The 25040-nt window shown below is 68.6% G+C and carries 24 protein-coding genes; 8 read left to right on the top strand and 16 right to left on the bottom strand.

Features of this window, described 5'->3' with window-relative positions:
- Window positions 1-98: 98 nt before the first annotated feature.
- Window positions 99-941, top strand: a complete 843-nt coding sequence (locus tag LZ199_RS18200) for a GNAT family N-acetyltransferase (protein ID WP_253994982.1) — start codon at window positions 99-101, stop codon at window positions 939-941.
- A 92-nt stretch (window positions 942-1033) separates the two neighbouring features.
- Here the strand turns inward: LZ199_RS18200 and LZ199_RS18195 are convergent, their stop codons facing one another.
- From LZ199_RS18195 to LZ199_RS18165, 7 genes are all read right to left on the bottom strand, one after another.
- The gene (locus LZ199_RS18195; protein WP_253994981.1) at window positions 1034-2593 is read right to left on the bottom strand and encodes an NADH-quinone oxidoreductase subunit N; all 1560 of its coding nucleotides are present in this window, start codon (window positions 2591-2593) and stop codon (window positions 1034-1036) included.
- Between the two features lie 18 nt (window positions 2594-2611).
- Window positions 2612-4342: a complex I subunit 4 family protein gene (locus LZ199_RS18190; RefSeq protein ID WP_253994980.1), complete on the bottom strand. Its 1731-nt coding sequence runs from the start codon at window positions 4340-4342 to the stop codon at window positions 2612-2614.
- The gene (gene nuoL / locus LZ199_RS18185; RefSeq protein ID WP_253994979.1) at window positions 4339-6570 is read right to left on the bottom strand and encodes an NADH-quinone oxidoreductase subunit L; all 2232 of its coding nucleotides are present in this window, start codon (window positions 6568-6570) and stop codon (window positions 4339-4341) included. Before nuoL ends, LZ199_RS18190 begins: the two co-directional genes overlap by 4 nt.
- A gap of 22 nt (window positions 6571-6592) precedes the next feature.
- Window positions 6593-6895, bottom strand: coding sequence for an NADH-quinone oxidoreductase subunit NuoK (nuoK, locus tag LZ199_RS18180; protein WP_141643162.1), 303 nt, complete (start codon window positions 6893-6895; stop codon window positions 6593-6595).
- A gap of 75 nt (window positions 6896-6970) precedes the next feature.
- Complete coding sequence (locus tag LZ199_RS18175; protein ID WP_253994978.1) at window positions 6971-7480, bottom strand: NADH-quinone oxidoreductase subunit J family protein; 510 nt, start codon at window positions 7478-7480, stop codon at window positions 6971-6973.
- Window positions 7477-8817 (bottom strand): NADH-quinone oxidoreductase subunit NuoF, encoded by a 1341-nt coding sequence (gene nuoF / locus LZ199_RS18170; protein ID WP_253994977.1) that lies wholly within the window; start codon window positions 8815-8817, stop codon window positions 7477-7479. The genes LZ199_RS18175 and nuoF overlap by 4 nt, the downstream gene beginning before the upstream one ends.
- Window positions 8818-8851: 34 nt before the next feature.
- On the bottom strand, window positions 8852-9340 hold the full coding sequence (locus LZ199_RS18165) for an NADH-quinone oxidoreductase subunit NuoE family protein (RefSeq protein WP_253994976.1): 489 nt from the start codon (window positions 9338-9340) through the stop codon (window positions 8852-8854).
- A 105-nt stretch (window positions 9341-9445) separates the two neighbouring features.
- Between LZ199_RS18165 and LZ199_RS18160 the strand changes: the two genes are divergently transcribed.
- The 3 genes from LZ199_RS18160 to serB all read left to right on the top strand — a co-directional run bounded on the left by LZ199_RS18160 (window position 9446) and on the right by serB (window position 13102).
- A complete protein-coding gene (locus tag LZ199_RS18160; RefSeq protein WP_163866288.1) occupies window positions 9446-10195 on the top strand; it encodes a TIGR02266 family protein in 750 nt (249 codons plus the stop codon).
- Between the two features lie 68 nt (window positions 10196-10263).
- Entirely contained in the window at window positions 10264-11829 is a 1566-nt protein-coding gene (locus tag LZ199_RS18155) for a serine/threonine-protein kinase (RefSeq protein ID WP_253994975.1), read from the top strand.
- Window positions 11830-11902: 73 nt separating this feature from the next.
- Window positions 11903-13102 carry a phosphoserine phosphatase SerB gene (gene serB / locus LZ199_RS18150; protein ID WP_253994974.1) on the top strand — a complete coding sequence of 400 codons (1200 nt, stop codon included), beginning with the start codon at window positions 11903-11905 and terminating at the stop codon, window positions 13100-13102.
- Between the two features lie 3 nt (window positions 13103-13105).
- On the opposite strand, the gene LZ199_RS18145 is transcribed toward serB, so the two are convergent.
- Window positions 13106-13972, bottom strand: coding sequence for a GspE/PulE/PilB domain-containing protein (locus tag LZ199_RS18145; protein ID WP_253994973.1), 867 nt, complete (start codon window positions 13970-13972; stop codon window positions 13106-13108).
- An 81-nt stretch (window positions 13973-14053) separates the two neighbouring features.
- On the opposite strand from LZ199_RS18145, the gene LZ199_RS18140 reads away from it, so the two are divergent.
- Entirely contained in the window at window positions 14054-14248 is a 195-nt protein-coding gene (locus tag LZ199_RS18140; RefSeq protein ID WP_253994972.1) for a CPXCG motif-containing cysteine-rich protein, read from the top strand.
- Between the two features lie 248 nt (window positions 14249-14496).
- Complete coding sequence (locus tag LZ199_RS18135; RefSeq protein ID WP_253994971.1) at window positions 14497-14949, top strand: Hsp20/alpha crystallin family protein; 453 nt, start codon at window positions 14497-14499, stop codon at window positions 14947-14949.
- A gap of 115 nt (window positions 14950-15064) precedes the next feature.
- Here LZ199_RS18135 and LZ199_RS18130 read toward each other — a convergent pair whose 3' ends face one another.
- From LZ199_RS18130 to LZ199_RS18105, 6 genes are all read right to left on the bottom strand, one after another.
- The gene (locus LZ199_RS18130) at window positions 15065-15685 is read right to left on the bottom strand and encodes a response regulator (RefSeq protein WP_015346747.1); all 621 of its coding nucleotides are present in this window, start codon (window positions 15683-15685) and stop codon (window positions 15065-15067) included.
- A gap of 35 nt (window positions 15686-15720) precedes the next feature.
- Entirely contained in the window at window positions 15721-16302 is a 582-nt protein-coding gene (locus tag LZ199_RS18125) for a KdsC family phosphatase (protein ID WP_253994970.1), read from the bottom strand.
- A 32-nt stretch (window positions 16303-16334) separates the two neighbouring features.
- Entirely contained in the window at window positions 16335-17174 is an 840-nt protein-coding gene (kdsA, locus tag LZ199_RS18120) for a 3-deoxy-8-phosphooctulonate synthase (protein WP_163866295.1), read from the bottom strand.
- Complete coding sequence (locus LZ199_RS18115) at window positions 17171-18805, bottom strand: CTP synthase (protein WP_253994969.1); 1635 nt, start codon at window positions 18803-18805, stop codon at window positions 17171-17173. The genes kdsA and LZ199_RS18115 overlap by 4 nt, the downstream gene beginning before the upstream one ends.
- An 84-nt stretch (window positions 18806-18889) precedes the next feature.
- Window positions 18890-19123, bottom strand: a complete 234-nt coding sequence (locus LZ199_RS18110) for a hypothetical protein (RefSeq protein ID WP_141643146.1) — start codon at window positions 19121-19123, stop codon at window positions 18890-18892.
- Between the two features lie 316 nt (window positions 19124-19439).
- Complete coding sequence (locus tag LZ199_RS18105) at window positions 19440-21206, bottom strand: ABC transporter ATP-binding protein (RefSeq protein WP_253994968.1); 1767 nt, start codon at window positions 21204-21206, stop codon at window positions 19440-19442.
- A 94-nt stretch (window positions 21207-21300) separates the two neighbouring features.
- On the opposite strand from LZ199_RS18105, the gene LZ199_RS18100 reads away from it, so the two are divergent.
- The gene (locus LZ199_RS18100; protein ID WP_253994967.1) at window positions 21301-22149 is read left to right on the top strand and encodes an aldo/keto reductase; all 849 of its coding nucleotides are present in this window, start codon (window positions 21301-21303) and stop codon (window positions 22147-22149) included.
- On the opposite strand, the gene LZ199_RS18095 is transcribed toward LZ199_RS18100, so the two are convergent.
- Together LZ199_RS18095 and kdsB are read right to left on the bottom strand one after the other, a co-directional pair.
- Window positions 22142-23050 (bottom strand): hypothetical protein, encoded by a 909-nt coding sequence (locus LZ199_RS18095; RefSeq protein WP_253994966.1) that lies wholly within the window; start codon window positions 23048-23050, stop codon window positions 22142-22144. The genes LZ199_RS18100 and LZ199_RS18095 overlap by 8 nt on opposite strands.
- A gap of 2 nt (window positions 23051-23052) precedes the next feature.
- On the bottom strand, window positions 23053-23793 hold the full coding sequence (kdsB, locus tag LZ199_RS18090) for a 3-deoxy-manno-octulosonate cytidylyltransferase (protein WP_253994965.1): 741 nt from the start codon (window positions 23791-23793) through the stop codon (window positions 23053-23055).
- Between the two features lie 105 nt (window positions 23794-23898).
- On the opposite strand from kdsB, the gene wecB reads away from it, so the two are divergent.
- A complete protein-coding gene (gene wecB / locus LZ199_RS18085) occupies window positions 23899-25029 on the top strand; it encodes a non-hydrolyzing UDP-N-acetylglucosamine 2-epimerase (RefSeq protein ID WP_253994964.1) in 1131 nt (376 codons plus the stop codon).
- Window positions 25030-25040: the final 11 nt, after the last annotated feature.

Here is a 25040-nt window from a genome sequence, read left to right as displayed (position 1 = left end):
CCTCCCCTGTGGAGTGTCGGGCCGCCTTCTTTTGTGCCGTCGGGCGTTGAAATCCGCCAGCGTCGGTGTTCGCTCCATCCTTCCGGGAGGAGTGCCTGATGGCGGTGGAAGTGCGACGGCAGCCGTGTCCGTGGGTGCTGAGGCCTGGACGCGAGGACGACTACCTGACGTACGTGCGGCTCTTCGCCGAGCTGGGCCTGGAAGAGCCCCCGCCTTCGGCCACCATGTGGGAGCAAGAAGTCGCGCCCCGCACCCTGCTGGTGGAAGGGTCGGGTGGGGTGGAGGGGTACACGTCGACAGACGCGCTGGGTGTGCTGGGCTACGTGGGCCAGCTCGTGGTGGCGCCCTCCGCGCGGCGCCAGGGGCTGGGGCGCTGGATGATGCAGCGCGTGGCGGAGCGCTTGCGTGAGCAGGGCTGCCGGAGCTGGGCGCTCAACGTGAAGCGGGACAACGCCGCGGCGCTGGGGCTGTACACCTCGCTGGGCATGAAGCTCGTGCGCCAGGGCACCAACCTCCGGGTGACGCGAGCCCAGGTGGCCGTGCTGCCGCCAGTGCCCGACGGGTTGATGGTGGTGCCGGTGGAGGCGGGTGACTGGGAACCGCTGACTCAGGCCTTCGGGATGATGCCGGGCAAGCTGGCGCGCTACGCGACGCTGCCTTCGCACCGACTGCTTCGGCTGGCGCGAGAGGACGGCGAGGCGGGGACGCTGGGGATGATGGACGTGCGCTCCGGCGGCGCGGTGCTCTATCCCTTCTTCGCGGCGTCGCTGGCCCATGCGAGGGCGCTGCTGGAGGGCGCCTTCTCGCTGCTGGGAGCGGCCCGGGAGTCGGTGGCCGTGGTGGTGACGGACGACGCGCCCCTGGAGCAGCTCCTGCGAGACGCGGGAGCCAGCGTGAGCCTGGAGACCTTCGAGCTGCGCGGAGCGCTCCCGGAGCCGTAGCGGGCGCCTGGAAAGACGACGCCCGCCCGGGCACGAATGCCGGGGCGGGCGTGGGTGACGAGGGCGCGAGGCCCCAGGCGCTGGTGACGCGCCTACTGGCCGAAGATGCTGCTGGCCTGCTGCAGCCACGCGGTGATGGGGCCCGGGAGGATTCCGAACACCAGCACGGCGGCGGTGGAGAGGACCAGGGCCAGCTCGGTGGACCAGCTGCGCTCGAGCGTCAGGGCGCCCTCGGGCACCGGCCGCATGAACATGTAGACCACGACGCGCAGGTAGTAATAGACGCCCGCCGCGCTGGAGAGCACGCCGATGATGGCCAGTCCGATGAGGCCCGAGTCCACCGCGCTCTGGAAGATGAGCAGCTTGCTCATGAAGCCGATGGTGGGAGGAATCCCGCCCAGCGACAGCATGAAGGCGGCCATGGCCACGGCCCAACCCGGACGGCGCTGCGCCAGCCCGCTGAAGCGCTCCAAGTCCCAGGCGGTGCCCTTCTCCTCGTCCTCGCGGCGCTCCAGCACGGACACCAGGGTGAAGGCACCCACGGCGCTGAAGGTGTACGCGAGCAGGTAGAAGAGGATGCCGCGCAGCGCCTGCGAGCGGGCCAGCTCCACCGGCGAGCCACCCGTCAGCTCGGACGGGCCCAGCAGGCGGAACTGCTCGCCCGGCGCGGTGACGAACAGCGCCGCCACGCCCACCAGGAGATAGCCGGCGTGGGCGATGGACGAGTACGCCAGCATGCGCTTCACGTTGCGCTGAGGAATCGCCAGCAGGTTGCCCACCACCATGGTGAGGAAGGCGAGGGTGGAGAACAGCACCAGCGGCAGGTGCGGGTCGATTCCCTTGCCCAGCGTGAGGAACACGCGCACCAGCGCCGCGAAGGCCGCGGCCTTCACGCCCGCGCTCATCAGCGCGGTGACGGGGGTGGGGGCACCCTCGTACACGTCCGGCGTCCACATGTGGAACGGCACCGCGGCCACCTTGAAGGCGAAGCCGGAGCCCAGGAGGATGAGGCCCGCGTAGACCAGCGCCGGCTGGGTGGCGAGCGCGCTGGACAGCGGGCCCACCATGTCCGTCAGCTTCGTGGAGCCGGTGGCGCCGTACAGCAGCGCCGCGCCGTACAGCAGCACCGCGGAGGAGAAGGCGCCGAGGATGAAGTACTTGAAGCCCGCCTCGCTCGGCCGCGTGCCACGGCGCAGGTACGACGTCAGCGCGTAGGTCGCGATGGAGAGGACCTCCAGGTTGACGAAGAGGGTGATGAGCTCGTTGGACAGCGCCAAGAGGCTCATGCCCGCCGCGGCGAAGAGCATCAGCGCGTAGAACTCACCGCGCTCCGCCCCGCGCTTGCGCAGGAAGCTCACGGAGCTCAGCGCCGCCAGGCCCAGGCCCACGCACACCACGAAGGTGAGGAAGCTGGAGAAGGGGTCCAGCACGCCGAAGCCGAGGAACACCTCGTGCGCCGGCTCGAACATGTTGGCCACGGCCATCGCGCCCGCCGCCACCGCCGCCACCACGGTGAGCACGGCCTGGTAGGAGCGCGACGCGTGGGCGCCGAGGAACACTTCCGACAGGAGCAGGATGCAGGCTCCCACCACCAGGATGATGGCGGGAATCAGCGGGAGGAAGTCTGCCAGGGTGAGATTGGGCAGGATCATGTCGTGGGCTCAGGCGGCTTACGGCCGAGGCGAGGGGACGGCTCGGGCGGCGAGCGGGGCAGGGGCGCTCGGAGCGGCCGCGGTGGGTTGGGCCGGCAGCCCCATCACCTCCACGCGCACCTGCTCCGTCTCCACGGTGGCACCCGGGGTGCCCACGCGAGCGCGAGCGATGAAGCGGCTGGTGGACGGCTCGATGCGGTCCAGGAACGGCTGCGGCATCAGCCCCATGACTCCGACGAGGATGATGAAGGGCAGCACCGTCAGCATCTCCCGCAGGTTCATGTCGGTCAGGTGCTGGTTCTCCCGGTGCGTGAGGCCCCCGAAGAACACCTTCTGCACCATCCACAGCATGTACGCGGCGCCCAGGATGACGCCCAGGGTGGCGAACGCGCCGAACACCATCGTCAGGTGCGGGTTGCCGGCGGCGGCGCCCAAATCGCTCTTGAAGGTGCCCAGCAGGACGAGGAACTCACCGATGAAGCCGTTGGTGCCCGGCACCGCCACCGACGAGAAGGTGATGATGACGAAGGCCACGGTGAACACCGGCATCACCTTGGCGATGCCGCCGAAGTCCGCCATCAGTCGCGTGTGGCGCCGCTCGTAGAGGAAGCCGAACAGGAGGAACAGCGCGCCCGTGGAGATGCCGTGGTTGAGCATCTGGTACGCGCTGCCCGTGGCGCCCTCGGCCGTCAGGGCGAAGATGCCCAGCATGCAGTAGCCCAGGTGGCTCACGGACGAGTACGCAATCAGCTTCTTGATGTCCCGCTGCGCCAGGCACATCAGCGCGCCGTAGACGATGCCGATGACGGCCAGCGTCGCCAGGAAGGGCCGGGCGTTCTGCGCGGCCACCGGGAAGAACGGAATCGCGTACCGCCAGAAGCCGAACGTGCCCATCTTCAGCATCACGCCGGCCAGAATCATGGAGCCGGCCACCGGCGCCTGCACGTGCGCGTCAGGCAACCACGTGTGCACCGGCCACATGGGCACCTTGATGGCGAACGCCAGCGCGAAGGCGGCGAAGAGCCACGGGCCATAGGTGTGCAGCGTCGCGGCCAGTCCCGTGAGCGAGTCACATGCTCCAGGCGGGCCGGCGGTACAGGCGGACAGCTGCCGGTTCGCGTCCAGCAGGCCGTTGTACATGCTGGAGTAGTCGAACGAGCGCGCGCCCGCGGGCGAGCTGATGAAGTACACGGCGATGAGTGCCACCAGCATCAGCAGCGAGCCGACCAGCGTGTAGAGGAAGAACTTCACCGCCGCCATCTGGCGGTCCTCGGCGCCCCACACCCCCACCAGCAGGTACATGGGGATGAGCATGGCCTCGAAGAAGATGTAGAACAGCAGCACGTCCAGCGACACCAGCGCGCCCAGCATCGTCGTCTGGAGCACCAGCAGCGCCAGGTGGAACTCCTTGATGCGGTGGCTGATGTACGTGGTGGAGGCCAGCACCACCAGCGGGCCCAGGAACACCGTCAGCAGGAGCAGGCTCGCCGCCAGGCCATCCACGCCCAGGTGGTAGCTGAGCCCGAACTCCTTGAACCAGTGCACCCGGTACTCGAGCTGGAACTCCGGGCCGCCCGGCTCGAAGCGCATGTACGCCCACGCGCCGAAGGCCAGGTCCACCAGCATGGCGATGAACGTGACGGCGCGAATCTGCCCCGCCTCGCCCGCCGGCAGCATCAACACCAGCGCCGCGAAGACGAGGGGCAGGAAGACGACGAGGTTGAGCAGGTGGGTGTCGAAGAAGCTCATTGCAGCACCTGGATGAGGGCGTAGGCGACTCCGCCCAGCAGGGCGAGGGCCATCACTGCGGCGTAGGCCTGGGCGTCGCCCGACTGGACGTAGCGCAGCGCGCTGCCCACTCGCGCCGTCACCCACGCCGTGCCGCGCACGGCCACGGTGTCGATGAGGAGCGCGTCCACCACGCGGAAGAGGATGAAGCTCATGAACTTCACCGGCCGGATGATGGCCAGCTCGTACAGCTCATCCACGTAGAACTTGTTCTGCGCCGTGCGGCGCACGGCCCGGGCGAAGGCCGGAGCCGGCTGGCCCGCGCGCGCCGGGAAGAAGCGCAGGTACAGGAAGCCCGCCAGCGCGCCGCCCGACACCGCCACGAGCCACGCGAAGACGTAGTCGCCCATGGCCGGGACGCTGGTGTCCAGCGCCACCGTCTTGCCCGTCGCGACGATGCGGTTCATCGACGCGAACACGGGGCTCAGGAAGTTCTCGAACACCGGCTGCGGCCGGCCGTCGCCCGGCGCCTTCATCAGCGGCCACGCGTACACGGCGGACACCACGCTGAGCACCGCGAGCACCACCAGCGGCAGCGTCATCTGCCACGCGCTCTCGTGCGCGTGCGCCAGCTTCGCCTCCTTGGAGCGCTGGCCCTCGAAGGTCAGCAGGTACACGCGCGTCATGTAGAACGCGGTGCAGGCGGCGATGAGCAGGCCCAGGTAGTAGACGACGCTGGACACCCAGTGCAGCCCTTCCAGGTGGTTGTGGTGCACGCCGTGGAAGATGGCGTCCTTCGAGAAGAAGCCGGACAGCGGGATGATGCCGGTGATGGCCAGCGTGGCGACGAAGAAGGTGCCCCACGTCCACTTCATCTCGTGGCGCAGGCCGCCCAGCTTCTTGATGTCCGTCTCGTCCCCGTTGCCGTGCATCACGCTGCCGGCGCCCAGGAAGAGGCAGGCCTTGAAGAAGGCGTGGGTGACGAGGTGGAGCACCGCCGCCCAGAACACGCCCATGCCCACACCCATGAACATGATGCCCAGCTGGGACACCGTGGAGTAGGCGAGCACCTTCTTGATGTCGTCCTGCGCGAAGGCGATGAGCGCCGCGAGCAGCGAGGTCAGCGCGCCGATGATGGCCACCGTGGCCATGGCCGTGGGGCTGAGCACCAGCAGCGCGGACATGCGGCTGAACAGGTAGACGCCGGCGGTGACCATCGTCGCCGCGTGGATGAGGGCGGAGACGGGCGTCGGGCCCGCCATCGCGTCCGGCAGCCAGACGTACAGCGGGAGCTGCGCGCTCTTGCCAGCCGCGCCCAGGAGGAACAGCAGCATCGCCGCCGTCATCACCCCGCCGAACGTGTAGCCCTCCAGGGGCCCCGCGGCGATGGGCGTGGACAGCATGACCGCGCCGCCGCCGCCCTCGGGAATCGCCTCGGCCATCTTCTGCAGGCCCAGGAAGGTGACGGTGCCCTTCTCCTGCAGCGCGGCCGAGTAGCGCTGGCTGCTGCTGTTGGCCATCGTGTAGTCGCGCTCGTTGGCCTGCTCGGTGAAGGCGCCCACCAGCAGCACCATCAGGAACGTGGCGATGAGGAACGCGAAGTCACCGATGCGGTTGGTGACGAACGCCTTGCGGCCCGCCCACGCCTTGGCGGGGTCCGTGTACCAGAAGCCGATGAGCAGGTAGCTGGCCATGCCCACGCCTTCCCAGCCCACGAAGAGCAGGACGAGGTTGTCGGCCAGCACCAGCGTCAGCATGGCCGCGACGAACAGGTTGAGGTACGCGAAGTACCGCCAGTAGGACTCGTCGTGCTCCATGTAGCTGGTGGAGTACAGGTGGATGAGGAACCCGACGCCGGTGATGACCAGCAGCAGGGTGCCCGACAGGTGGTCCACCATCAGCCCGAAGTTCACCCGGAAGTCGCCCACGGCGAACCACGTGCCGTAGTCGTGCGCCAGGGCGTAGCGCACGTAGTCGCGCTCCGTGCCGAACGGGTTCACGAAGAAGGACAGCAGCCGGCGGCTCTCCGGGTCCGTGTCGCTGGTGGCCCAGAAGGCCAGCACGCTCAACACGAAGGCGCCACCCACCGCGGAGCAGGCGACCAGGTTGACGTTGGCCCGGCCCAGCATCTTGCCGAACACGCCGCAGATGAACGCGCCGAGCAGCGGCAGGGCGATGATGAGCCACAGCGAGGGCGCCAGGACGTCGGGAGCGACGGGCGCCGTCTGCAGGAATTGCGAGAGGTTCATGACAGGGCTCCTGGCGGGTCCGTCAGTGCTTCATGGTCCGGATGTCTTCCACCAGGACGCTGCCTCGGCTCCGGAAGACGGCGATGACGATGGCGAGGCCAATGGCCGCCTCCGCCGCCGCGACGGCGATGACGAAGAAGGCGGAGACATGGCCAACGCTGTCTCCGTGCATTCGGGCGAACGCGAGGAAGGTCAGGTTCGCGGCGTTGAGCATCAGCTCCACGCACATGAAGATGACCAGCGCGTTGCGGCGCACCATCACGCCAAACATGCCCATGCAGAACAGGGCGGCGGCAAGCAGGAGGTAGTAGGAGATGGGGACCATGGGCCGATTCGGGGCCTCGCGGGCGACGACCTGCGCCGCCATCTAGCACAGAAAGTTTGAGGGAGTCGGCAGCGATCAGATTCGCGACTTGGCCACGACGACGGCGCCCACCATGGCCACCAGCAGCAGCAGGCTCACCGCTTCGAAGGGCAAGAGCCACTGGGTGAAGACGACCTGACCCATCGTCGCCATGGTGCCGAAGGTCGCCTGCCCCTCCACGCCCAGCGACGGCGGCGGCCCGGACGGCAGCTTCGACAGGGCGATGCCCAGCACCACCAGCAGCCCCAGCGTCGCGGCGCCACCCACGATTCGCGCCAGCGTGGGCCGGCCGCGCGTGGGGGACTCGCCCAGGTTGAGCAGCATGATGACGAAGAGGAAGAGCACCATGATGGCGCCCGCGTAGACCATCACCTGGAGCACCGCCACCGTGTGCGCCCAGAGCAGGACGTACAGGCCGGCCAGGAAGAAGAACGTGGAGACCAGGGCCATGGCGGAGTTGATGGGGCTCCGCGCGAAGATGACCGTCCCGGCCGACAGCAGCGTCAGGAGCGCGAACGCCCCGAAGAGGATGAGCTCGATGTTCAAGACCAGTCTCCGAACGAACCCCAGGGCTTGTCGCCGAACGGGCAGCGGTGCTCGCGGATGTGGGCCTCGAACTCGTCCCTGTACCGCATGAGGAACGAGTGCGTGGGCAGCGCCGCCGCGTCACCCAGCGCGCAGATGGTGTTGCCCAGGCCGATGGGCGGGTAGGGGGCAATCGAGGACGCCACGTTGGACAGCATCTCGATGTCGCCCGGCTCGCCACGACCTTCTTCAATCTTGCGCAACAGCCGCGTCTGCCACGGCGTGCCCTCGCGGCACGGCGTGCACTGGCCGCAGGACTCCTCCGCGTAGAAGCGCGCCACGCGCCACAGGCTGCGCACCATGCAGGTGGAGTCGTCCATGACGATGACGCCGCCGGAGCCCGCCATGGTCTGCTTGACCTTGAGGGCCTCGAACTCCATGGCCACGTCCAGCTCGTCCGCGCCCAGCACCGGCGCCGAGGACCCGCCCGGAATCACGGCCTTCACCTTGCGACCCGCCGGCATGCCCCGGCCGAACTTGTCGTCGTAGATGAGCTCCGCGAGCGTGGTGAACATGGACACTTCGTAGACGCCGGGGCGGTTCACCGAGCCGGACAGGCAGACCAAGCGCGTGCCGCCCGACTTGTCCGTGCCCAGCTTCGCGTACCAGTCCGAGCCGCCCGTGAAGACGTGGGGCACGCTGGCGAGCGTCTCCACGTTGTTCACCACCGTGGGGCTGCCGAACAGGCCGACCACCGCGGGGAAGGGGGGCTTGAGGCGCGGCCAGCCCTTCTTGCCCTCCAGGCTCTCCAGGAGGGCCGTCTCCTCGCCGCAGATGTACGCGCCGGCGCCACGGACCAGGTAGCAGTTGAGCTCGAAGTCCTTGCCCAGCATCTTCTTGCCGAAGATGCCCGCCTTGTAGGCCTCGTCGATGGCCGCCTGGCAGCGCTCCGCGGGGAACTTGAACTCGCCGCGCAGGTACACGTAGCAGGTGTGCACGCCCAGCGCGTACGACGCGATGGCGATGCCCTCCAGCATCATGTGCGGGTCGTCTTCCAGGATGTAGCGGTCCTTGAAGGTGCCCGGCTCGGACTCGTCGCCGTTGACCGCCAGGTACTTGGGCTTGGGGCTGTCCTTGGGGACGAAGCTCCACTTGAGGCCCGTGGGGAAGCCGGCGCCGCCGCGCCCTCGGAGGTTGGACTTCTTCACCTCGTCGATGATGGCCGCCGGCTGCATCTCCAGCGCCTTCTTCAGGCCCTCGTAGCCACCGCGCTTCTTGTAGCTGTCCAGGGTCCAGGACTGCGGCTTGCCCCAGGCCGCCGAGATGATCGGGTCGATCGTCTTTGCCGTAGCGGTCATGTGATGACGTCCTACTGGGTGAAAAGGGGTGGGCTCAGCTCAGCTTGGCCAGGATGGCGTCCAGCTTGGCGCGGGTGAGGCTCTCGTGATGATCCTCGTTGATCTGCAGGCACGGCGCCGTGCCGCAGGAGGCCAGGCACTCGGTCTCGCGCAAGGTGAACTTCTCGTTGGCTTCACCTGCCTTGAGGCCGAGCTTCTCCTCCAGGTAGGCGAGCATCTTCTCCGCGCCCCAGAGCGAGCAGGACAGGTTCGTGCAGACGTCGATGACGTACTTGCCCGGCTTCTTCAGGTGGTACATCACGTAGAAGCTGGCGACCTCATAGGCGCGCTCCGGCGTGACTTCCAGGTGCTTGGCGACCAGCCTCAATCCTTCGGGCGGCAACCAGCCCTTGATCTCCTGGAGCACGCGCAGCGCCGGGAGCATGCCCGCGCTTTTGCGCTCAGGGGGGTAGTGGGAGATGATCTCCGCGATACCCGCGTCGAACTTCTTCTGCTCTTCAGGAGTGAACAGGGGCTCCGCCATGGCGGGGGGCTACGTATTGCCCCCATGGCCGCGTTGTCAACATAAACCCTCGACGGTACACTGGGCCGCCATCAGCAAATTGCCGAGCGATTCCAACCCCTTGTCATGACCCCGGGCCCAGAGAACAAGCGCCAGCACCCCCGGATCCCGGCCGTGCTGAAGGTGGAGTACGCGGACGGACGCCAGGCGCGTGACGTCACGGAGAACCTGTCCCATTCGGGGCTGTTCGTGCAGACCGAGCAGGCCTTCACGCTCGGAGAGGATGTCCGCCTCGCACTTTCTTTCCCGGGACTGCTGGATCCGGTAGAAGTCAGCGGCATCGTGGCCTGGGTCAGGCCGGCGAGCTTCGATCAGCCCGGAGGTGTCGGCGTCCGAGTGGAGCGCGCAGAAGACCGGCGGAGACTGGGTGACATCTTGAGTGCGGCAGGTCCAGACAGCCAGGAGTCCACCGGCGAGCACGAGGGGTACCGTGTGCTCATCGTCGAGGACAACCCGCACATCATCGAGATGTACAGCTACGTCCTGAAGAAGCTGGCCAGCGGGGAGCTGCACGGGAAGGTGCCCCTGGAGGTCCACTTCGCGCCGGACGGCCACCACGCGCTCCTGATGCTGCGCGAGGGCCGCTTCAGCCTGGTCATGACGGACCTGTACATGCCGGTGATGGACGGCTTCGCCCTGGTGGAGCGCATCCGCGAGGAGGAGGCGCTCCGGGCCATCCCCGTCATCGCCATCTCCGCGGGCGGCAAGGAGGCGCAGGACCGCGCCCTGCAGCTCGGCGTCGACATCTACCTGCGCAAGCCGGTGAAGTTCGTCGAAGTGCTGGAGACGGTGAAGCAGCTCCTTCGCATCAAGTAGCCGCCCCCCAGGGTTCTGGCAGTCCCACGTTGAGTGGGGGCGGTGGGACGTCGTAGAGTCCCCCACCCATGCCGAAGGCCGCCATCAACCGCGACGCCGTCAGTGGCGAGGCGCTGTTCATCCTCCGAAACCTGAGGGAGAACGGCCGACTTGGACGCTCGAACAAGCTGGCCGATGTGAAGGCCGCTCTCGAACCGTCCGTCTCGCTCGAGTTCGACAACTACTTCTTCTTCCTGCGCAAGTTCCACTACATCGCCATGGACCGCGAGGCCCAGCTCAAGCTCACCGAGCAGGGCGAGCGCGTGGCGGGCGGGGAACTGGGGGACAAGTTCTCCACGGAGGTGGGCGAGTTCTTCGCCGAGCAGCTCTCCTCCGCGGAGGACGAGCCGCCGGTGGCCCAGGGCACCGAGGAGCCCATGCAGCTGCCGCCGCCCCCGCCGGAGCTGCTGCTGGACGAGGCGGAGGTGGTGCCCACCGCGGCCACGCAAATCGCGCCGCCTCCCTCGCAGCCGGCCATGGCCCCCATGCGGGCCGCGCGCTCGGCCATGCCCGCGCTGGACCTGACCCCGCCGCCGTCGGCGCAGTCGCCAGTCGCCGCCGCCTCGCCCGTGGCGCTCATCACCCCCGCGGTCCCCGAGCCTCGCCGCGAGACATCCATCGGCCTGGCTCCCACCGCTCCCGCGCCGCTGCCCCTCGCTCCTCCCGCGTCTTCCGCTGCCTCTTCCATGCCCCCTCCCGCCGCCACCCCTGTCGCCGCCGCGCCCGTCGCCTCCAAGGGCACCGAGCTGGACCTGCGCTACCAGAAGTTCGACCCCATTGGCACGGGCCCGCTGGGCACCGTCTTCAAGGGCCGCTTCACGGCGCTCGGGCTGGACATCTGCCTGAAGGAGCTCAAGGACATCTTCGGCTACTTCTCCTTCCTGCAGCGCGGGGAGGTGCTCAAGCGGCTGAAGAAGGAGCTGTGCGCGCAGGCCCAGGTGCGCCACCCCGGCATCGTCCAGGTGGTGGACCAGAACGTGGACGCGAGCCGGCCCTACTTCGTGCTGGAGCTGATGAACGGCAGCCTGAAGGAGAGGCTGGAGGCGGGTGGTGGCAGCGGCGTGCCGGTGCCCTTCGCGCTGCGCACCTTCCTGCAGATGGCCTACGGCCTGCGCGCCGCGCACGCCACGGGCCTGACGCACCACAACCTCAAGCCGGAGAACGTCCTCTTCGACGCGTACGGCAACGCGAAGCTGGCCGACTTCGGCCTGGGCCGCGTGGTGGAGGTGGACTCCACCAAGGGAATGCCCCAGGTCTTCGTGGGCACCGGTGGCATGCCCTACATGGCTCCGGAGCTGATGCACCGGGGCGCCAAGGAGCCGGGTCCGGCCGCGGATGTGTACGGGCTGGGCATCCTGCTCTACGAGATGCTCACCGGGCAGATTCCCGGCCGCCGCTCGGCCCTGCCCTCGGAGGTGAACGCCGAGGCGCCCAGCGGGCTGGACCAGCTCTTCGACAAGGCCACCCAGGACAAGCGCGAGCAGCGCTACCCGGACGTGGATGCGATGCTCGAGGACTTCTACAAGGCCTTCCCGGACAAGGAGTTCCTCGTCCGGGGTGACCTCGTCCTCTCCTCGGAAGCGCCGCAGTCCTGATTGATGCAGAGGTGGGCGCGGGCCGCATGAGGCCCGCCCCGCCCGCGCGCCGTCGTGGCATCGTCCGGGGGACATGACTCCCACTTCCTCCGGCTGCGTGCTCGTCACCGTCACGGGCAAGGACCATCCCGGCATCACCGCCCGCCTCACCGGCCTGCTCGCGGACGCGGGCGCCGAGCTGCTCGACGTGGAGCAGGTGGTGGTGCAGGGCCGCCTCACGCTCTGCCTGTTGGTGCGCCTGGCCGACGCGCGCGGCATCCCCAGCGCGCTGCTCTTCGCCGCCCGGGAGCTGGGCGTGGACCTGGACTTCCAGGCGGTGGAGTCGCCGGACTCGAGCGCCACCGTGACGCCCGCGCCCGCGCGCTACGTCGTCACCGCGGTGGGCCGCGCGCTGGGCGCCCGTGAGCTGCACGCGCTGTCCTCGCATCTGGCGGGGCAGGGGGCGAACCTGGAGCGCATCGTCCGGCTGACGCACACGCACCTGGGCTCGGTGGAGCTGCACGTCACCCTGCCCGCGTCCGTGGAGCCGGAGGCGCTGAAGCGCTCGCTCTTGGCGCTGTCCATGCGCGACAACACCTTCGACGTGGCGCTGCAGCGCGAGAGCCTGTTTCGCCGCAGCAAGCGGATGGTGGTGATGGACATGGACTCCACGCTCATCCGCATCGAGGTCATCGACGAGCTGGCGCGCGCGCACGGCGTGGGCGAGCAGGTGTCGCGCATCACCGAGCGCGCCATGCACGGGGAGATGGACTACGACGAGTCCCTGCGTCAGCGCGTGGCGCTGCTGGCGGGGCTGGACGTGGCCGTGCTGCACCAGCTCGCGGCGAACCTGCCGCTGACGGAGGGCGCGGAGACGCTGGTGCGCGTGCTGCGGCGGCTGGGCTTCCGCACCGCCGTCATCAGCGGAGGCTTCTCCGTGGCCGCCGAGGCGCTCAAGGCGCGCCTGGGAATCGACCACGCCTACTCCAACGTCCTGGAGGAGGAGGGCGGCAAGCTCACCGGGCGCACGGTGGGGCCCATCGTCAACGCGCGCCGCAAGGCGGAGCTGCTGGAGCAGCTGGCGAAGCAGGAGGGCATCCTGCTGGAGCAGGTCATCGCCGTGGGCGATGGAGCCAATGACTTGCTGATGCTGGAGCGCGCGGGGCTGGGCATCGCCTTCCGCGCCAAGCCCCGGCTGCGCGAGGCGGCCGACACGTCCATCTCCGCTGGAGATCTGGACGCCATCCTCTACCTCCTGGGCCTCACCCATCGAGAGCTCCAGGAAGCGGGCTGACGGCTAGAGCCGCATCTTCGCGGCCAGCTCCCGCTGCTGGAGCTTGCCCTTCTCCAGCAGCAGCTCCAGCAGGGCGCGCAGAATCTTGGAGCTCTTCTCCTGGTTCTGCTGGAGCGTCTGCAGCCGCTGCAGGTCCTCGTCCGTCCACTCGGAGGCCGGGGCGCCGCCGGCCAGGATTTCATCCAGGATGTCCGCCGCGCTGGAGCCGCTCGCGACGGGCGGTGCGGGCTTCTCCGCGGCGCGGGGCGCGGGCGCGGTGGCGGGAGAGCCGGGCGGGACGATGTCGGCGATGCGCTTCACCACCGTGTTGCCGCTCATGTCCACGACCTTGAACTCGTCCTCCTCCTGCTGCTCCTCGTCGACGGTGGAGGGCGTGTTGGCGGACTGGCTGCGCGACGGCGCGAAACGGCTGCTCGCCACCGGCTCCTGGTTCCGGTAGTGCCGGAGGATGGCGTGCTCGATTTCGCGCTCGCCCGCCACCATGGGCACCACGCGAGCACGGCTGCGGGCCGCCACCTGGTCCAGCGTGGCCAGGTCCGTGGGGTCCGCCATCGCCAGCACCAGCGTCTTGCCGTTGTCCTTGAGCGACACGGGGAAGACGGCCTTCTGCTCGGCCATGCTCACCTCCACGCGCGCCAGCGCTCCCGTGTCGCGGCTGATGTTGCCCAGCTGCACGCGCTGCATCCCCAGGCCCTGGCAGATGGCCTCCGTGACGACGTCCTCGCTGGCGAGCCCCAGGTCCGCCACCACGCGCGACAGCCGCCCGCCCCACTGGTCCAGGGTGGCCATGGCGCTGCGCAGCTGGAGGTCGTCGATGACGCGCGCCTTGACGAGGATGTCACCGATACGATTGCGGGAAGGAGAAGCCATGGCTCAGGAGTCTACCGTCTGAATGCGCGGACGATGAGTCCGCGACGCAATCGCCCGCTTCGAGGGCGAGGAGGCACCACCATGCAGCCCTTCGCGGAAGCCGCCACCCAGCAATGCCCCTATTGCGGCGAGGAGGTGGAGGTCGACGTGGACCCCATTGGCGCCAGCGCGGAGCGCTACATCGAGGACTGCCCGGTGTGCTGCCGTCCGTGGACGGTGAACGTCGTCCGCGACGAGGAGGCCTTCTCCATCACCCTGGGCCGCGACGACGACTGAGCGTGGGGCGCTCGTCCTGAAGGACGCCTTCCGGGCCCGCTGGAGGGCAGGCAGACGGGCCCGTCGCAACGGGCGCGGCGGGGCCGGGGGCGTTGCTTGACACGTCCCGGAGCATGGTTCTCTTGAGTCTTGTGAGGCGGCGCTGGAGTGGAGCCCCGATGGGGCCCCCGAGGCGACCGCCGACTACGACAACGTCTGTGATTCACACACCGTGCACCCACCCAGGGTGACACGCACAGGAGAAGACCATGCAGAGCCGAAACCCGTTCAACTCCGCCGTGGTGGTGAACCCTTTGATGCGCGACTTCGACGCGCTCTTCCGTGAGCTGGGCCAGCCCGGCCTCTTCCGTCAGTCCCCGCGGCGCACCGAGCGCACCCCGGCGGCCGACATCCTCGAGTCCGAGGCGGGCGTGACGCTGCACCTCGACATCCCCGGCGTGGACGCGAAGGACATCCAGGTGACGGTGGAGCGCGACGTGCTCACCGTGAAGGCCGAACGCAAGACGCAGCCGCTCGCCGAAGGCGTCAGCGTGCGTCGCCAGGAGCGCGGCCAGGGCAGCTTCACTCGCTCGTTCTCCCTGCCGGAGACCGTGGACGCCGCCAAGGTGGAGGCGCGCTACGAGCAAGGCGTGCTGACGCTGACGCTGCCTCGGCGCGAGGAAACCAAGCCTCGGGTCATCGAGGTCAAGGTCCAGAGCTGAACCGCGCGCACACCCCTCCTGGGAGGCCGCTGTCCGCCGAAAACGGCGCGGCTTCCTGCTGACTTCACCCCTGTCGAGGGCTTCCGCGAGGGGGGTGGCGGAAGCCCTCTACGCTTCAGCGCTTCGCGCTGAGCGAGATGGGCACGCGGAACAGCTCCAGCACCTGCTGTACATCCAGCGGCTTGGCGAGGCACGCGAGCGCGCCGGCCTGCTTCGACTGCTCCACCACGTCGGCGGTGTGCACGGACGTCATCGTGATGAGACGCACGCCCTCCATCTGCTTGCGCTGACGGATGCGGCGGCAGACCTCCAGGCCGTCGATGTCCGGCATGTTGAGGTCGATGATCATGCCGTGCGGCTTCTGCTCGGACACCAGCAGCAGCGCCTCCACGCCACTGGTCGTCGTCTGCAGTTCCACCTGCGCCGCGAACGGCTTGAACGCGCGCTTGATGGCGTCCAGCACCGCGCGCTCGTCGTCCACCACCAGCAGGCGCACCGTGCCGCTACCCAACTCCTCCGGCACCGGCATCTGGTGGGTGATGAGGAACGTGCGCAGGTCCGCCGACCGCACCCGGCGATGGCCGCCCGGCGTCCTGAATGCCATCAGGATGCCCCGGTCAATCCACTTGCTCACCGTGGACGGATCCACCTGAAGCAAGCGACTGATGTCGTGCGTCGTGTAGAGCTGGTCCGTCATCGCCGTACTCCCCTCTTGCTGCATCATTCCGCTGCCCATGGAATCAACCACCTACCTTGAATACGGGGTTTCCTTCAACCTCTCTGCGCACTGCGTCCATCAGTCCCCCTCATCAGACCCACGGCGTCCTCCCACCGTCCACTGGCCTTGAGGCACAGCTCGACGAGCTCACGGACGGCGCCACGGCCGCCCGGACTCTGGGTGATGAAGTCGACCTCTTGACGCACCTCGGGAACAGCATCCGCGGGACACGCGGACAAGCCCACCCTCGAAAGAGGGGCCAGGTCGTTGTGGTCGTCCCCCATGTAGGCACAGGCCTCCAGGGGAACGGCCAGTTGCTGGAGCAGCTCGTCCAGTGCGGCACCCTTGTCGCGGCGGCCTTGAAACACAGCCGCCAGCCCGAGCTCCCTCCCGCGAACCTCCACGATGCTCGAGGTGCGGGCGGTGAGGATGGCGGCGGGCAGACCCGACAGTCGGGCCATGACCAGGGCGTGGCCATCCTTCACATCGAAGCGCTTCATCAGCTCCCCGCCGTCGCCGTAATACAGGCCGCCGTCGGTGAGCACCCCGTCCACGTCGAAGACAAGCAGCCGCACGCGCGCCGCGCGAGACGTCAGCTCTTCCTTTCCAGGCTTGGAAGGTGCGTCCGTCGGCATGACTCGCTCGGCTCCTCCCCTCGTCGTGTTCATCAACCGGGCTCGTGTCCCAACACCCGGCGGATGTTCAGCACATTTCGTACCACGTCCTCGAACATCTGTGGATTGAGGGAGCACGGACCGTCACACAGGGCACGGTCAGGGTCCTCATGGACTTCCGTGAACAATGCATCAATCCCGGCCGCCGCGGCGGCATGGGCGAGCAGTGAGACGAACTTGCGCTCGCCCCCCGTCACCCCGTCGCCGGAGCTGGGCTGCTGCACGGAGTGCGTGGCGTCGAAACACACGGCCAGGCCCGCCTCGCGCATGTGGGCAAGCCCTCGCATGTCCACCACCAGGTTGTTGTAGCCGAACGTGGACCCCCGCTCCGTGACGAGCACGTTGGGGTTGCCCGACTCGAACGCCTTGCGCGCCGAGTGGACGATGTCCTTGGGGGCTACGAACTGTCCCTTCTTCAAGTTCACGCCCTTCCCCGTGCGAGCCACGGCCTCCACCAGGTCTGTCTGCCGGCACAGGAACGCCGGTATCTGGATGATATCCACAACTTCCGAGGCAGGACCTACGTGGCTGGTTTCATGGACGTCCGTGAGGACCGGGACGCCCACTTCATCCCTGATACGCGCTAGGATACGCAGCCCTTCCCGGAGGCCAGGACCTCGGAAGGACTTCCCGCTTGTCCGGTTGGCCTTGTCGTAGGAGCACTTGAACGCATAGGGCACGCCCAGTCGGCTGGTGATGCCCTTGAGCAAGTGAGCATGTTTCAGTGCCATCTCCTCGGACTCGATGCTGTCCGGGCCGGCGATGACGAAGAGCTTCTGGCCCGGGCCGACCTTGTAGCCACAGAGGTTGATGGGGAGGCTGCTGGCGCTCATGCGCGCACCTGACCGGACGTGGCGTCGCGCTGCTCGAGCGCCGCCTTGATGAAGCCGGAGAAGAGGGGGTGGGGAGCAAAGGGCTTGCTCTTGAACTCGGGATGGAACTGGCAGCCGACGAAGTACGGGTGGTCAGACAATTCGATCATCTCCACGAGGTTCAGCTCCGGATTATGCCCGGAGATGACAAGTCCTGCCTCCTGAAGCCGGCCCCGGTAGGCGTTGTTCACCTCGAAGCGGTGGCGGTGGCGCTCCTGGATGGTGTCCTGGCCGTACAGATGGTGTGCCCGTGAGCCGCTCTTGAGCGCGCAGGCGTAGCTGCCCAGGCGCATGGTTCCACCCTTGTCCTGCACCGTGACCTGGCTCTCCATGAGCGTCACGACGGGGTGCGGGGTGTGCTCGTTGAACTCCAGGCTGTTGGCCGCGGGGAGGCCCAGCACGCTCCGGCTGAACTCCACCACGGCCATCTGCAGGCCCAGGCAGATACCGAAGAAGGGGATTTTCTTCTCCCGCGCGTAGCGGACCGCGGCGATCTTGCCCTCGGTGCCTCGCACGCCGAAGCCCCCGGGGACGAGGATGGCGTCCACGCCGGCCAGGAGCTTCTCCGGCCCCTGGGCCTCCACGTCCTGGCTGTCCACGAAGTGCAGGTTCACCTTCACGTCGTTGGCGATGCCGCCGTGCAGGAGCGCCTCGTTGAGGCTCTTGTAGCTCTCCGTGAGGTTCACGTACTTGCCGACAATGGCGACCTGGACCTGGCCGCGCGCGGGCTCGTACACCTTGCGGATGATGTTCTCCCAGCGCTCCAGGTGCGGCGCGCGGCTCCAGATGTTGAGCACCTCCGCGAGCCGGTCATCCAGGCCCTGCCGGTGCAGCTCCAGCGGCAGCTCGTAGATGCTGCGCACGTCCGGCGAGGTGAACACGTTGCCCGTGTCCACGTTGCAGAACATGGCGATCTTGTCCTTTATCTCCCGCGACACCTCGCGGTCCGTGCGGCACACGAGGAAGTCGGGCTGGATGCCAATCTCCCGCAGCTTCATCACCGAGTGCTGCGTGGGCTTGGTCTTCACCTCGCCCGCCGCGCCGATGTACGGCAGCAGCGTCAGGTGCACGTAGACGGCGTTCTGGCTGCCCACGTCGTAGCGCATCTGGCGGATGGCCTCGAGGAACGGCAGCGACTCGATGTCGCCCACCGTGCCGCCCACCTCCACAATCACCACATCCGCGTCCTGGGCCGCCTGACGCACGCTCGCCTTGATTTCGTCGGTGATGTGCGGAATCACCTGCACCGTCTTGCCCAGGTACTCGCCGCGGCGCTCCTTCATGATGACCGCGTGGTAGATGCGGCCCGACGTGAAGTTGTTGAGCCGGCTCATCCGAGCGTTGGTGAACCGCTCGTAGTGGCCCAGGTCCATGTCCGTCTCGCCACCGTCCTCGGTGACGAAGACCTCGCCGTGCTGGAACGGGCTCATCGTGCCCGGGTCCACGTTGATGTACGGGTCCAGCTTGAGCAGCGTGACGGCGAGCCCACGATTCTCGAGCAGGGCGCCGATGGAAGCCGAGGCGAGGCCCTTGCCGAGGGAGCTGACCACTCCGCCCGTCACGAAAATGAACTTGGTTTTCTTGGAGCGCATATCCCGTTCTGCCAAGTAGGGCAGGGATGCGTCAATTATTCTGAGGAGAACGTGCGGCCGGCCGGGGCGCCGGCCGACTCCTGCTCAGTTGCCGTCCCAACCACCAGGGCGAGACACGGCGAACTCCCGGACGTCGGGTTGTCCGACCCGGAAGGCGCGCAGGTCGCAATTGCGGCAGCTCCACCCCTCCCAGCCGCGCTTGACGACCATGTGCAGGCAGGCGTCGTAGTTGGGGCAGTAGAGGTTGCGCTGCGCATCGACGGCCTCTTCGTCGCGCAGGGCGGTGGGCAGAGGGCTTGGACACGGGGTGATGGACACGGCGAATCTCCCGGATTTGGACGAAAAGGGTCGGCCACTCCCCCCGGCGGGTCGGAACAGGTCGCTTGGGACTCCATTCCCGGTGGAAAGTAAAAGACCCGTCCCCGCGCGAACGCGGAAACGGGCCCTTGAAACCTTCAGCGTCTGCCACCGCCGCGGTGACCCTCTTCAGGCCGCCGTGGCGGAGGTGGACGCCTGATTCTTGCTGTCGATCAAGGCATCACCTCCTTTCTTGAGGATGGAAGAGCTAATCACCGGCTTGTTTCCGCGCCACTTTCCGGAGCGATAAGCGCGGGCATGGGTGCCGGGCGGCCGTTCAGGCGGCGACGAACTGGCGCTCCACCAGCCGGCGGTAGAGGCCCTCCTGGCTCATGAGGCTGGAGTGGGTGCCGCTCTGGACGATGCGGCCGCCCTCCAGCACCAGCACCCGGTCCACGTTGGCCACGGTGGACAGGCGGTGGGCGATGATGAGCGTGGTGCGGCCCTTCATCAGCCGCTCCAGCGCGTCCTTCACCAGGTGCTCGCTCTCCGCGTCCAGGGCGCTCGTGGCCTCGTCGAGGATGAGCAGGCGCGGGTCCTTCAGCACGGCGCGGGCGATGGCCACGCGCTGCTTCTGGCCACCGGAGAGCTGCACGCCGCGCTCGCCCACCTGCGTGCGGTAGCCCTCCGGGAAGCGCTGGATGAAGTCGTGGGCGTTGGCGGCGCGCGCGGCCTCCTCCACCTGTGCGTCGGTGGCGTCCGGCTTCGCGTAGCGGATGTTGTCCGCGATGGAGCAGGAGAACAGCTGCGGCTCCTGCGCCACCATGCCGATGTTGCGGCGCAGCCACTCCGGCTCCAGCGTGGTGAGCGGGTGTCCGTCCAGGACGACGGCGCCGCCCTGAGGGTCATAGAAACGCGACAAGAGCGACGCGAGCGTGGACTTGCCCGCGCCGGACGGGCCCACCACGGCGACGACCTCGCCGGGGCGCAGCTCCAGGTCCAGCCCCTGGAGCACCGGCACGTCGGAGCGCGTGGGGTAGGCGAAGCGCACGGCGCGGAACTCCACGTGGCCCTTCACGGAAGCCAGCCGCTCGCCCCCGGCGGGGATGGCGGGCTGTCGGTCCACCAGCTCGAAGACGCGCTCCGCGGCGCCGGTGGCGCGCATGACGTCCGCCCACACCTCCGTCACCGCGCTCAGCGAGAGCGCCACCAGCGAGGTGTAGATGAGGAAGGAGGTGAGGTTGCCCGCGCTCAGCTCGCCGTCCACCACCATCCGGCCGCCGTACCAGAGAATCGCCGCGGTGGAGCCGTACATGGCGATGGAGGCGATGCCCATGAAGATAGCGGACTGTCGCGCGCGCTCCTTCGCGAGTCCGAGCGCCTTGTCCACCGCCGCGCTGTAGCGCTCCACTTCATGGCGCTCCGCGGCGAAGGAGCGCACGGTGCGGATGCCGGAGAGGTCCTCCTCGGCCACCTCGCTGGACGCGGCGAGCGCGTCCTGCGCGTCCCGGGCGAGCACTCGCACGCGCCGGCCATACACCACCGCGCCAATGGCCACCGCGGGGATGAGGGCGAGCATCACCAGCGTCAGGCGCGGGGACGTGATGAAGAGCAGCGCCACGCCGCCGAGCCCCTGGCAGAGGTAGCGCAGCGTCATGGAGACGTTGGTGGTGACGGTGCTCTGCAGGACGCTCGTGTCCGAGGCGAGCCGGCTGGTGAGCTCCCCGGTGCGCCGCTCGTCGAAGAAGGCCACCTCCTGGGAGAGCAGGCTCTGGAACAAGCGCTTGCGCAGCCGCGTCACCACGCGCTCGCCCGCGGTGCTGAAGAGGTAGGCGCGCAGCGCCATGGCCACCGACTGCACGACGAAGACGCCCAGCATCACCATGGCGATGGTGTCGAGCCGCTCGCGACTGCGAGCGCCGAGCGCTTCGTCCACCAGGTCTCCAATGGCGCGGGGAAACACCAGCGTGGCGGCGCTGCTGATGAGCAGGAAGAGCGTGCCCACGACGAGCGTGGGAATCTCCGGCCTCGCGAGGGTGAGCAGGCGGCCCAGCGTCAGCCGAGAGGGGAGCCGGGGCTTCGAGGGAGGCGGGGTGGCAGACACCGGCGGAGACTAGCGCGGAGCCCCTCGCTTCGCACGGCTCCGGGCTGTCGGAGCGGGTGGGAGTGTTCATTCTATGCGGGCATGGAGGTAGGCCATGGAGCAGCGCGTCTTCGGCGGTACCGGGAAGCAGGTCCCCGTCCTCGGTCAAGGCACGTGGCAGATGGAGGAGGATGACCGCGAGGAGGCCATCCGCTCCCTGCGTGCGGGGTTGGACCTGGGGCTCACCCACGTCGACACCGCGGAGTTGTACGGCCACGGCCGCGTCGAGGAGTCCATCGTCTCCGAGGCCATCGCCGGGCGACGCAAGGAGGTCTTCCTCGTGTCGAAGGTCATGCCCTCCAATGCCACCTACGCGGGCACGCTGACCGCGTGCGAGCGGAGCCTGAAGCGGCTGCGCACCGACTGGCTCGACTGCTACCTGCTGCATTGGCCCGGCTCACACCCGCTGGCGGAGACGGTGCGTGCCTTCGAGAAGCTGGTGGCGGACGGGAAGATTCGCTCCTGGGGCGTGAGCAACTTCGCGGTGTCTGACCTGGACGAACTGCTCACGCTCACGAAGCCCGAGCGCATCGCCTGCAACCAGGTCCTCTACCACCTGGAGGAGCGGGCCATCGAACACGCCGTGCTGCCGTGGTGCGAGGAGCGCGGCGTGGCGGTGGTGGGCTACAGCCCCTTTGGCAACGGCCGCTTCCCCACGCCTGGCAGTCCGGGAGGGCGCGTGCTGGAGGCCATCGCCCGGGCGCATGACGCGACGCCTCGACAGGTGGCGCTCCAGTTCCTCGTGCGGCGGCCCTCGCTGTTCGCCATTCCCAAGGCGAGCCGCGTGGCCCATCTGCGCGACAACGCCGCAGCCGTGTCGCTGAAGCTGTCCTCGGAGGAGCTGGCGCGCATCGACGCGGCGTTCCCCACGGGCGCCTACAGCGACGAGCTGCCCGTCATTTGAGGCCGGAGGCGAAGGCCTTGCGGAAGGCGGACACGGTGGGCTCTCCCTCGCCCACCGTCACCGTGCCCGTCTCGCCCTCCAGCGCGGCGCGCATGGCCTTGCCCCGGACGAAGCGCACGGTGGCGATGCGGCGCATCACCTCGCGGCCCTGCTCCTGCGCGAGCGCGCGCAGCGCGTGGTTCGTGACATTCAGCGCGGACTCCAGGGCTCGGCGGCCGGGCTCGTCGTCCAGCCCCATCCAGTCCACTTCGAAGCGCAGCGGCCTGCCACCCAGCGCCGTCTCGCCCGGCCAGAACTGCTCGGTGAGGGCGTGCGGCAGCTTCTCCACCATCGTCAACAGGTCCTGTCGCGTGGGCGTGCTGCGGACCAGCTGCGCGAGCTCCAGCAGCTTGCTGGCCTGACCCACCGTCACCGCGACCACCGTGGCCAGGTCCACGTACGTCACCGACTCGGAGCCGAGCAGGCCCTCCTTGCCGAGCGCCAGCAACACCGAGTCTCGCGGCGCGTAGTCCACCACCGTGCCCGTCACGGTGTGCCCGTGCGCCAAGTGCAGCGTGACGGTGACGGTGGGGACCTCCTCGCCCGTGCGGGCCCGCATCGCGAGCGTGCCGAGCTGCTCCAGCACCCGCTCCACCTTGCGCGACACCAGCCGCTGTACCCCCTCCAACTGGTGCTCCTCGTCGTCCGCCCACTTGCGTCGACGCGGGTCGTTCTTAGCGGGGGGCGGTGCGGGCGAGGGCGCGGGGGTTGGAATGGGAGCCACCGTCGCGACGTGGGGAGTCGCGGGGACCTCCTTCGTGGGCTCGGGGGGCGCGGCGGCGGGGGCTTCCGCCGTCTCGTCCTTGGCCTTGGTGTTGGTGTTGGTGTCGGTTCCGCCGAACAGGTCCTGGAAGATGCCCATGGCTACAGTCCTTTCTCGCGCATGACGGCTTCGACCTTCGCGACGTCTCCGGGGACATCCACCGCCACCGTGCGCCAGGAGACTCGGGCGCAGCGGATGGAGATGCCGTGCTCCAGCGCGCGAAGCTGCTCCAGCTTCTCCGTCTCCTCGAGCGGCGTGGGCGCCAGCTCCGCGAGCCGCAGCAGGACCTCCCGCCGGTAACCATACAAGCCGATGTGGCCCCAGCGGGGGACGGGGGTACCGGTCTCTCGCGCGTGCGGGACGAGGCTGCGGCTGAAGTAGAGCGCGTCGCCGTTGAGCGCGAGCACCGCCTTCACCACGTGCGGGCTGTCCGCCTCGTCCGCCTCCAGGGGTCTGACGAGTGTGCCCATGCGCACGGTGGTGTCGGCGAAGAGTCCGGCCAGCGACTTGAGCGCCTCCGGGTCCACCAGGGGCTCGTCACCCTGGACGTTCACCCACACGTCCACGTCGGGCCGCTCGCGAGCCACCTCCGCCACCCGGTCCGTGCCCGTGGCGCAGGCGGGGCTGGTCATCACCGCGCGGCCTCCGAAGCCCTCCACGGTGGCGCGGATGCGCTCGTCGTCCGTGGCGACCCAGACCTCGTCGAAGACGCCGGCCTCCTGACAGCGGCGCCAGACGTGCTCCACCATGGGCTTGCCGGCGATGAGGACGAGCGGCTTGCCGGGGAAGCGGGTGCTGGCGTGACGGGCGGGGATGACGGCGATGGTGCGTGAGGAGGGCATGGCACACTCGGTCTATCAGATTCAGGACGGACGCTGGCTCCTCCGAGGCGAGTCGCCCCGCAGCCACTAGTCATCCGATTCGCCGTGCCTAGCTTGGCTGGCGACATGAAGAAGGTCATCCATATCGTCGGTGCGCGCCCCAATTTCATGAAGGTCGCGCCCATCCACCGGGCCATCGCCGCGCGGACCCCGCTCCAGCAAATCCTCATCCACACGGGGCAGCACTACGACGTCAAGATGAGCGACGTCTTCTTCTCCGACCTGGGCCTGCCCGCGCCGGACGTGCACCTGGGCATCGGCTCCGGCAGCCACGCGCAGCAGACGGCCAAGACGATGATTGAGCTGGAGAGGGTCTTCCTGGAGCACAAGCCGGACCTCGTCTCCGTCGTGGGTGACGTCAACAGCACCGTGGCCGCGGCGCTCGTGTCGTCGAAGCTGGCGATTCCGCTGGCCCACGTCGAGGCGGGCCTGCGCAGCAACTCCCGGCACCAGCCGGAGGAGATCAACCGCGTCGTCACCGACCGGCTGGCCGACCTGCTCCTCACGCCCTCGCGCGACGCGGACGTGAACCTGCTCAAGGAAGGGGTGGACCCGGAGCGCATCCACTTCGTGGGCAACGTGATGATTGACTCGCTGCTCGCCTCGAAGGAGCGGGCCGACCAGCTGCCCGTGCTGAAGAACCTGGGCCTTGCGCCCCATGGCTACGCGGTGTGCACGCTCCACCGGCCGTCCAACGTGGATGACCCGCGCGTGCTCGGCGGGCTCTTGTCCGCCATCGCCCATGTGGCTTCTCGAATTCCCGTCGTCTTCCCGGTGCACCCGCGCACGCGGAAGATGATTGCCGAGCAGGGGTTGAACTCCGCGTTCGAGCGCAACCCGAACCTGCGCCCCGTGGACCCCATGGGGTATCTGGAGTTCCTCGCGCTGACGTCGCAGGCTCGGCTCATCCTCACCGACTCGGGCGGGCTCCAGGAGGAGACCACCGCGCTGGGCGTGCCGTGCCTCACCCTGCGCGAGCAGACCGAGCGTCCCATCACCGTCGAGGAGGGCACCAACGAGGTGGTGGGCACTGACCCGGACCGCATCCGCGAGGCGGCTGACCGCGCCCTCAACGGACAGGGCAAGAAGGGCCGCGTGCCGGAGTACTGGGATGGTCGCTCGGGCGAGCGCATCGCTGACCTGTTCTCGCGCTTCCTCGGCGTCGAGCAGGGCTCGTTTCAGGCAGCCTCCGCTTGATTCACGGCGGA

It is taken from the genome of Myxococcus qinghaiensis, from assembly GCF_024198215.1.
Taxonomy (GTDB): Bacteria; Myxococcota; Myxococcia; order Myxococcales; family Myxococcaceae; genus Myxococcus; species Myxococcus qinghaiensis.
This window is presented reverse-complemented; position numbering and strand designations above follow the sequence as displayed.